The sequence below is a fragment of the Streptomyces sp. NPDC052023 genome (genome assembly GCF_044548465.1).
GTDB lineage: Bacteria > Actinomycetota > Actinomycetes > Streptomycetales > Streptomycetaceae > Streptomyces.
Genome location: NZ_JBIUBW010000038.1, coordinates 21,983 through 29,511, shown reverse-complemented (window position 1 = coordinate 29,511; position 7,529 = coordinate 21,983). Strand labels below are relative to the sequence as shown.

General features: G+C 70.3%; 7 protein-coding genes and 2 pseudogenes. 4 read left to right on the top strand and 5 right to left on the bottom strand.

Annotated elements, in window-relative coordinates:
- Positions 1 to 377, top strand: a 377-nt coding sequence (locus ACIHCM_RS36815) for a CBS domain-containing protein (protein WP_399906201.1), incomplete at its 5' end; no start/stop codon positions are given.
- A gap of 135 nt (positions 378 to 512) precedes the next feature.
- Here ACIHCM_RS36815 and ACIHCM_RS36810 read toward each other — a convergent pair.
- From ACIHCM_RS36810 to ACIHCM_RS36790, 5 genes are all read right to left on the bottom strand, one after another.
- Entirely contained in the window at positions 513 to 971 is a 459-nt protein-coding gene (locus ACIHCM_RS36810; protein ID WP_399906198.1) for an Hsp20/alpha crystallin family protein, read from the bottom strand.
- A 36-nt stretch (positions 972 to 1,007) separates the two neighbouring features.
- Positions 1,008 to 1,295, bottom strand: coding sequence for a DUF1876 domain-containing protein (locus ACIHCM_RS36805; RefSeq protein ID WP_399906194.1), 288 nt, complete (start codon positions 1,293 to 1,295; stop codon positions 1,008 to 1,010).
- An 11-nt stretch (positions 1,296 to 1,306) separates the two neighbouring features.
- Positions 1,307 to 2,707, bottom strand: coding sequence for a nicotinate phosphoribosyltransferase (locus ACIHCM_RS36800; RefSeq protein ID WP_399906191.1), 1,401 nt, complete (start codon positions 2,705 to 2,707; stop codon positions 1,307 to 1,309).
- 39 nt (positions 2,708 to 2,746) lie between these two features.
- Positions 2,747 to 3,352: a hypothetical protein gene (locus ACIHCM_RS36795; protein ID WP_399906188.1), complete on the bottom strand. Its 606-nt coding sequence runs from the start codon at positions 3,350 to 3,352 to the stop codon at positions 2,747 to 2,749.
- 156 nt (positions 3,353 to 3,508) lie between these two features.
- Positions 3,509 to 4,330, bottom strand: a complete 822-nt coding sequence (locus ACIHCM_RS36790; protein WP_399906185.1) for a universal stress protein — start codon at positions 4,328 to 4,330, stop codon at positions 3,509 to 3,511.
- A gap of 206 nt (positions 4,331 to 4,536) precedes the next feature.
- Here ACIHCM_RS36790 and ACIHCM_RS36785 point away from each other — a divergent pair, with 206 nt between their 5' ends.
- From ACIHCM_RS36785 to ACIHCM_RS36775, 3 genes and pseudogenes are all read left to right on the top strand, one after another.
- Positions 4,537 to 5,406: a universal stress protein gene (locus ACIHCM_RS36785; protein ID WP_399906182.1), complete on the top strand. Its 870-nt coding sequence runs from the start codon at positions 4,537 to 4,539 to the stop codon at positions 5,404 to 5,406.
- Between the two features lie 103 nt (positions 5,407 to 5,509).
- Positions 5,510 to 5,778: pseudogene (locus ACIHCM_RS36780) on the top strand (gluconate kinase); the annotation flags it as partial.
- A 672-nt stretch (positions 5,779 to 6,450) separates the two neighbouring features.
- Positions 6,451 to 7,474, top strand: a pseudogene (locus ACIHCM_RS36775) (alcohol dehydrogenase catalytic domain-containing protein).
- The last annotated feature ends 55 nt before the right edge of the window (positions 7,475 to 7,529 follow it).

Sequence of the window (7,529 nt, the reverse complement as noted above, 5' to 3'; positions counted from 1 at the left end):
CCGAGTGGAGCGTGGTGGAGGCCGCCCGCCTGATGGAGGCCCAGCACGTCAAACGGCTGCCCGTCGTGGACGAGACGGACCGGCTCCTGGGCATCGTCAGCCGTGGCGACCTGCTGCGGATCTTCCTGCGCCGTGACGACGCCATCCGCGACGAGCTCACCGAGGACGTGCTGCGACGCACAATGAGACTGGCTCCCTCCGAGGTGACGGTCGAGGTGCACGACGGGCGAGTCGACCTCAGCGGCTCGGTCGAGTTCAGCAGTCTGATCCCCGTCATCGAGCGACTCTGCCGGAGCGTCGACGGGGTGGTCTCGGTGTCCGAGCACCTCGCGTACCGGACCGACGACGCCCGGCGGTTCCCCACCACTGCCCCCTGAGGGAGCCGTCGGCGCCGGCGGCCGGGTGACACAAGAGACGGTGGCCGCGCGCGCCCGACGGCGGCCTCGCCCGGAGGGAACAGGCACTCGCCGGCCGAACCCGGTGCGTGGCCCTGCGGACGGCCCCTCCCTGCCTCAGCCGGTGATCTCGATGCGGTGCGCCTTCCCCGTCTCGGTTTTCGGGACGCGCAGCGTGAGAACTCCGCTCGTCAGGTCCGCGCTGATGTGCTCGGTGTCGGAGTTCGGCGGCAGAGTCGTGCGGTAGTCGAACTGCCCCATGCGGCGGGTGTGCCTGCGGACCACCCCGGTGTGTTCCTTCTCCTTGACCTCACCGTGGATGTCGAGCTCGCCCTCGGCGACCTCCACGGTGATCTGGTCCTTGTCCACCCCGGGGAGCTCCAGTTCCACCAGGTAGGCGTCCTCGGTGTCCACGACGTCGGCCAGCGGCGCCCACGGCTCGGCCGTGCCGAACTCGGGGTAACCGGCGACGGGAAAGACAGCGTGCATGAGCTGATCCATCCGGGTACGGAGATCGTCCAGCTCATGAAGGGCCGCCGAGAGCCCACCTCTGCTGTGTCGTACGGGATGTGTCATGGCTGATCCTCCTTGACTTGCTGTGCCGACCGTCGGTCACGTGGGCCATCCGGTGACCTGTCGAGTGCCGGCCCGCGGCACCCCCACGCCCTCGATGTCGCGCTCGGCGATGTTCAGCAGCTGCTGGGCGAGGTCCTCCATGGCCCGGCCCGCCGCCAGTTCGTCCCCGATCTCGGGCACGTTGGCATCCGCCGGATGGCAATGCGCGGTCCCGTGGCCGGAGAGCGCCGTGGTGCCGGTCTCCAGCACCACATGTGCCTTCGTGGTTCCGTCGTCGTCCTCGAAGAGGTGGAGTCGAACCTTCCACTCCGCCGTGTGCGGCATCGCTTTCCTCCTCACCTCGATACGGACCCATGCGGTCCGGACACGGTTCGTTCCGGGACCGAGGACCGTGCGGAAGCCGCCGCCGTCTGTTCCTCGACGCGGCGCCGGACTCGGGCGGCGAGTGCGTTCAGCCGCTCGGAGGCCGTCGCCCGAGGCGCGACCGGCGCACGGATCCGTCGGGCTGCCGACGGCAGCCCGCCCAGGTCCGCCGCAAATCTCTCCCGGCACTCGTCGAGCGTGGGCCTGGTGCCGGTGCGCTGCCCGCCCCGCATCACCGTCTCCAGCAACGGCCTACCACCGTCGGGGGGCTGCTCGTCGGCCAGACCGATCACGTCGGCGTATCCGGGGCAGCGGAACACCTGCTTGGGGCCGGGTGCCGTCACTTTCGCCGACGACAGCTTCATCACCGGCCGTCCCTCGTACTCCACCATCTTGTACGCGGAGTCCAGATACGGCGCGTCGGCCGAGACCCCGACGCGGGTGCCGACGGCGTACGTGTCGATCGGTGCCCCCGAGCGCACCAGGTCGTCCACGGCGTACTCGTCGAGACCGCCACTGGCGACGATCCGTACGTCCGTCAGGCCCTCGGCGTCGAGAAGGAACCGGGTCCGCGCCGCCAGGTCCCGTAGGTCGCCGCTGTCCAGCCGTACGGCCGAGCCCGCCCCTCGAGCCGAGCCGTCGAGGTCGCGCAGGACACGCGCCGCGACGCGGACGCCCGCTTCGGTGTCGTAGGTGTCCACCAGGAAGGTCACGGGTCCGGGGTGGGATCGCGCGAAGGCGCGGAACGCCTCCTCCTCCGAGGCGAACGCCTCGACGAAGGAGTGGGCCATCGTACCGACGGCGGGAATGCCGAAGGCCGTGGCAGCGGCCACGTTGCTGGTCCCGGCGAATCCCACCATCGCACCGACACGGGCTGCCTGGAACCCGGACTGCGGGCCATGGGTTCGCCGCAGGGAGAAGTCCACGACCGGACGCCCGGCCGCCGCGAGGACGCAGCGAGCGGCCTTCGAGGCGATGGTGGTCTGGTGGCTGAGCTGGTTGAGCACGTACGTCTCGACCAGCTGTGCCTGCGGAAGAGGCGCGGTCACCTCCAGCAGGGGCTCTCCCGCGAGCACGATCCGTCCCTCCGGCACCGCGCGCACCCGGCCGGTGAACTCCAGGCCGAGCAGAGGGTGAAGGTCGCGTGGCGACCGCCGCAGCACCGCGGCGAAGGCGTCGACGTCGTCGGCGCCGACCTGGAAGCCCGACAGGTAGTCCAGCGCGGACTCCAGCCCCGCGGCGACCAGGAAGCCCCGCTCAGGAGGCAGGTCACGGACGAAGAGGCTGAACGTCGCGGGGCCGGTCATCCCCTCCCGCAGATAGGACATGGCCATCGTCACTTCGTACAGATCGGTGGTCGTGGCATCCGTCATCGGTGTCACCTCGTCGGCTCCCGTTCGGATCTCCCGCCGTCACCGGCGGAAGCGTGCGGACCACAGGGGCTCCACCAGCCCCCACTCGGTGTCCCACCGCGCATACCTGCTCCGGTCCAGCACCAGGCGCACGGTTGCCCGTGTCGCGTAGAACCCGGCGATCACGCCGATCGCCGCCGCGCCGCCCATGAACCAGCCGTCGGTCGTGGCCTGGAGCTCGGTCATCGGCGGACCGGTGACGGTCCCGCCCCGGGCCACCCACACCGACACCGTGGCCCCCTTGGGCGTGCCGGACTGCACGAGGGCGATGCCCGTCCGCACCGTGCCGTTCCTGTCCGTCCAGCGAACCTGGGCCGGTTGCTTCACCGCTTCGGTGTCACCCTTGGCGTGCGACATCAGCCGGGCGGTGACCTTCTGCCGTTCCGCGGCCTGGACGTGCGCCGTGCGCATCGAGGACTCGTAGGTTGCCTGCCCCGCGCTGACCGCGGCCACCGGCAGGCCCAGGACCAGAACGAGCAGCAGGACGCGGCGGAACCAGGCTTCGAACCTGTCGGACGTACGTCGCAGAGGGTTCGCCCTCTGCGACGCATGCTCCTGGCGCGGCGGGAGCGGACCTGACGCCTGCGGCGAATTCTGTGCACTCATGACTCGGCCTCCAGCATGTCGCCGGCCGTTCCTCCACCACTTGTCCCACCATGGAACGGCACCGGGCTCCGGTCACAGGGCCGAGAGTCCCCGATGGGGACGGCTTCCGGCCCCATCGGGGCCACCGTCGACATGTTCCGTCTCCGCAGGTCACTGTCATACCTGGGGTACAACTGCGATCGGACATGGCGCGTGATGCAGTACCGCATGGTTGATCAATCCCAGTTGCAGACCCACATGCCCCTGTCGTTTGCGGGCACCGACGACCAGCAAGTCCGCCTCGGAGGCCGCCTCCAACAGGGCCTGGCGTGCCGGTCCCTCGATCACCCGTCGGCTCACCGAGGCGTCGCGGTACTGCTCCGTCGCCTCCCGTAGGGCGTCGTCCAGCACCTGCGCCGGCGGACGCCGGTGGGCCTCCAGGGCGTACCACGACGGGGCCTTAGGTGTAGTGAAAGCACCGAACGGTGCGCTCCAGGCGTGCACCGCCACCAACCGGCAGTGCCGCACATCCGCCTCGCGGAACGCGAACTGCACGGCCGTGCCGCTGCCCTCTCCCTCCTCGACGCCGACGACGACGTTCCCGAACCGGCCATCCCGGTGCTCTGCCGCGCCGCGCACCACGACGACGGGGCAGTCCGCTCGTGCCGCCACGGCCAGGCTGACCGAGCCCAGGAGCATCCCGGCGAGGTCACCGAGCCCCCTGGAGCCGAGCACCAGCGCGAAGGCGTTGCGCCCCTTGTCGACCAGGGCGGCGGTGGCGTCCTCGCGCAGTACCTGGCTCGACAGCCGCACCGCGGGAGCACACGCCCTGACACGTTCCGAAGCGGAGTCGATCACGTCGGACGCCTCGTCGTCCCGCGCCGCAGCGTGCAGGAGGTGGAGCGGCACGCCGTGCCGGGCGGCTTCGTCGGCGGCCCAGTCAACCGCCTCCAGGCTCGCCACGGACCCGTCGACGCCGACCACCACCGGAATCGTCACGGGCACCTATCTCCTCTCGGCCGGATCCCGCATCCGGCCCCCCTCCTCCGGTCCGCATGCGCTGCGGAGGGGATTGCGGTAGTCCTCGAATGAGAGAACCCGCCGCGCCCGGCGTGCCGGCGATGTCCGGACCATCCACACCGTCGGACTCGTTCACCGTCATCCACCCGTCATTTCCAGCTTCGTACGAGACGGAGGACGCCGCCATGCAACAAGTCGTCACCGTGGGCCTGGACGGCTCACCGGAGAGCCTTGCCGCTGCCCGCTGGGCCGCCGACGAGGCCGAGAAGCGCAAGCTCACCCTCCGCCTGCTGCACGCCTGGCCACTGCTGGCACCGGAACCGACCCGCGTCCCCTCCGAAGTCGATCAGAACTACTGGGCGAAGCGTCTCGTCCACACCGCGCAGGCAGAACTCCAGGCACGTCACCCGGGCCTGTCCATCGTCGGGAACCTGGTCGCCGACGATGCCCAGAGCGCCCTGCTCCAGGCGGCGTCGGAGTCCGACACGCTCGTGCTCGGTTCGCGGGGGCTGGAGACCGTCGAGAGTTACTTCCTTGGCGACGTGAGCATGCCGGTCGTGGCACGGGCGGAGCGGCCGGTGGTACTGGTCCGCGCCCAAAGCGGTGGGGAAGGGGCAGCCCCGGCATCCGCAGACCGCGTGGTCGTGGCCCTGAAACTGCACGGTTCGTCCGACGACCTGCTCGACTTCGCCTTCCACACCGCTGCCGCCAGAGGCGTTCCCCTCCAAGCCATCCACGGCCGAAGCGTGCCACTCCACGCACGCGTTCCCTGGGGCGTGGACCACAACGTCACCGAGGAGATCACGCGGGACGCGCTGAAGGAGCTGGGCAAGGCGCTCCGCCCCTGGCGCGAGAAGTACCCGCAGGTGGACGTGGCCGACGGCATCCGTCTCGAAAGCCCTGCCAAGGCGGTCGTACGGGCTGCCGAAGGCGCCACGCTGCTCGTCGTCGGCCGACGCGGACACCGTCCGGGGCTGGCGCCCCACCTGGGTCCCGTGGCGCAGGCGGCCATTCATCACGGGCGCTGCCCCGTCGCCGTCGTTCCTCATGACTGAGCCCGGCCTCCGCGGGAGGTCAGTGGGATCGGTGCCTCGGGCCGACGCGTCCGTGCTCCGGTCCAGTGACCGGCACGGCGGCGAGCCGGTGCCGCGCGCGGAGGTGTGCGAGACCCACACCGCAGTCGTGTTCTTCGTCGGCGACCGCGCCTACAAGCTCAAGAAGCCGGTGGATCTGGGTTTCCTGGACTACACGACGGTGACGGCCCGCCGGGCCGTGCGAACGCGAAGTCGATCTCAACCGCCGCTTCGCCCCAGACGTCTATCTAGGTCTGGGTGAGGTCCAAAGCCCCGACGCGCAGGCGCCCGAACCGCTCGTGGTGATGCGCCGCATGCCTTCGGCCCGCCGCCTCTCCCACCTGGTACGGGAAAGGGTCCGCTCCGCCGACGACACCACGGCCCGGGTCTACCGGGAGACCCGCCTCGACAGCGGCTTGGCGAGGGACCGTGCACCCTGGTGGTCACCTTCCGGCCGCGCCCAATACGCGGGCCCGCGCATGCACTGTTCCGCGTCCCGCATGGTCCGCCCGGGTGCCGCCGCAGTGCAGCCTTTCCCGGCAGTGCCGCCGCGGGCGGCTCTTCCTCGCCGGGGATGCGGCACACAACTACTTGGGCTGGAAGCTTGGGGCTTCATGGCGAGCCGTTCCAGGGGGAGTCCCGCAGACGGGCTCGATGCCGAAGTACTGCTCGACTCCTACGACAGGAACGCAGAGCAGCCGTCTCGTCTCCCAACTGTGCGTGAACTAGCGTCGCAAATGCCTGTCGGTGGAAGGAACACCGCCCCTGCGTGGTGCTCCTCGCCCAGGAGACCGCCTGCCCCACGCGGCCGTCAGCGTCGGAGGACCTCCCGAGCGGCTGCACGCACTGCCGGCCCGCCCCGGGGTGCACCTGTTGCATGAGCACCAGGTGACGCAGCCCCACCTCCCGGCCGCGAGAGTCCGATGATTCTCAGGAGTCAACGGGCTGGCAGTCCCGGTTGCCCGGGCGTCCTTCCAGAGCGACGGTGGAGAGAATCGGCCGACATCGGCCAGGGAGTGGATGACCATGCGAGCCCTCGTCTACCACGGCCCCGGACAGATCTCCCGGGACAGCGTCCCCGATCCGGCGATCGAGGACCCTGCCGACGCCGTCGTGCGCGTCGAGGCCACGACCATCTGCGGCACCGATCTGCACATCCTGCGCGGAGACCTGCCCGAGGTGAAGCCGGGGACGATCCTCGGGCACGAGGCCGTCGGCGAGGTCATGGAGCCGGCAGCGACGTCCACGACCTGTGCCCCGGCGACCAGGTGATCGTGTCGTCCGTCTCGGCCTGCGGCCGCTGTCCTGCGTGCCGTGACACCCTGCGCGGACAGTGCCGCGGGGGCGGTGGCTGGATCCTGGGGAATCTGATCAACGGGACCCAGGCAGAGTTCGTACGGGTCCCCTTCGCCGACCACTCCGCCCACCGACGGCCCTCCGCTCTCTCACTCGATGACGCGGTCCTGCTCGCCGAAGTCCTCCCCACCGCCTACGAAGTCGGCGTGCGGAACGGAGAGGTGGGCCCCGGAGACACCGTCGTCGTGGTGGGGGCGGGTCCCGTCGGTCTCGCCTGCGTCGTCGTCGCGCGGCTCTACTCGCCCCGCCGGATCATCGTGGTCGACCTGTCCTCCGCCCGGCTGGAAGCCACCGCCCGAGGGCCGATGCCGCCGAACTACCGGGGACGATGATCGCCGAGCTGTCCGAGGGGCCGGGTGCCGACGTGGTCATCGAGGCATCGGGTGAACCGGAAGGCTTCGTCCTGTGCACCCGCGCCGTCCGCGCGGGAGGGCACATCGCCAACATCGGCACGCACGGCAGGCCCGCGACCCTGCATCTCGGATCCCTGTGGCGCAAGAACGTGACGATCAGCACCGGCCAGGTGGACACGTGCTCCACACCGTGGCTGATGGAGTTGGTGAGGTTCGGCCGCCTGCACGTCGCACAGCTGGTCACCCACACATTCGGCCTCGATCGGGTGGAGGACGCCTACGAGGTGTTCTCCCACGGCACGACTTCCGGTGCGCTCAAGGTCGTAATGCACCGTGAGTGAAGGGCCACAGGAGTCCGAAAAGGCCGTTCGGTCCCCTTTCCTGGGCCGTCCGGCC

Bases quoted from the DNA above. Each gene is read 5' to 3' on its own strand.
- ACIHCM_RS36810 (WP_399906198.1), bottom strand. From the start codon at position 971: ATGACACATCCCGTACGACACAGCAGAGGTGGGCTCTCGGCGGCCCTT.
- ACIHCM_RS36805 (WP_399906194.1), bottom strand. From the start codon at position 1,295: ATGCCGCACACGGCGGAGTGGAAGGTTCGACTCCACCTCTTCGAGGAC.
- ACIHCM_RS36800 (WP_399906191.1), bottom strand. From the start codon at position 2,707: ATGACGGATGCCACGACCACCGATCTGTACGAAGTGACGATGGCCATG.
- ACIHCM_RS36795 (WP_399906188.1), bottom strand. From the start codon at position 3,352: ATGAGTGCACAGAATTCGCCGCAGGCGTCAGGTCCGCTCCCGCCGCGC.
- ACIHCM_RS36785 (WP_399906182.1), top strand. From the start codon at position 4,537: ATGCAACAAGTCGTCACCGTGGGCCTGGACGGCTCACCGGAGAGCCTT.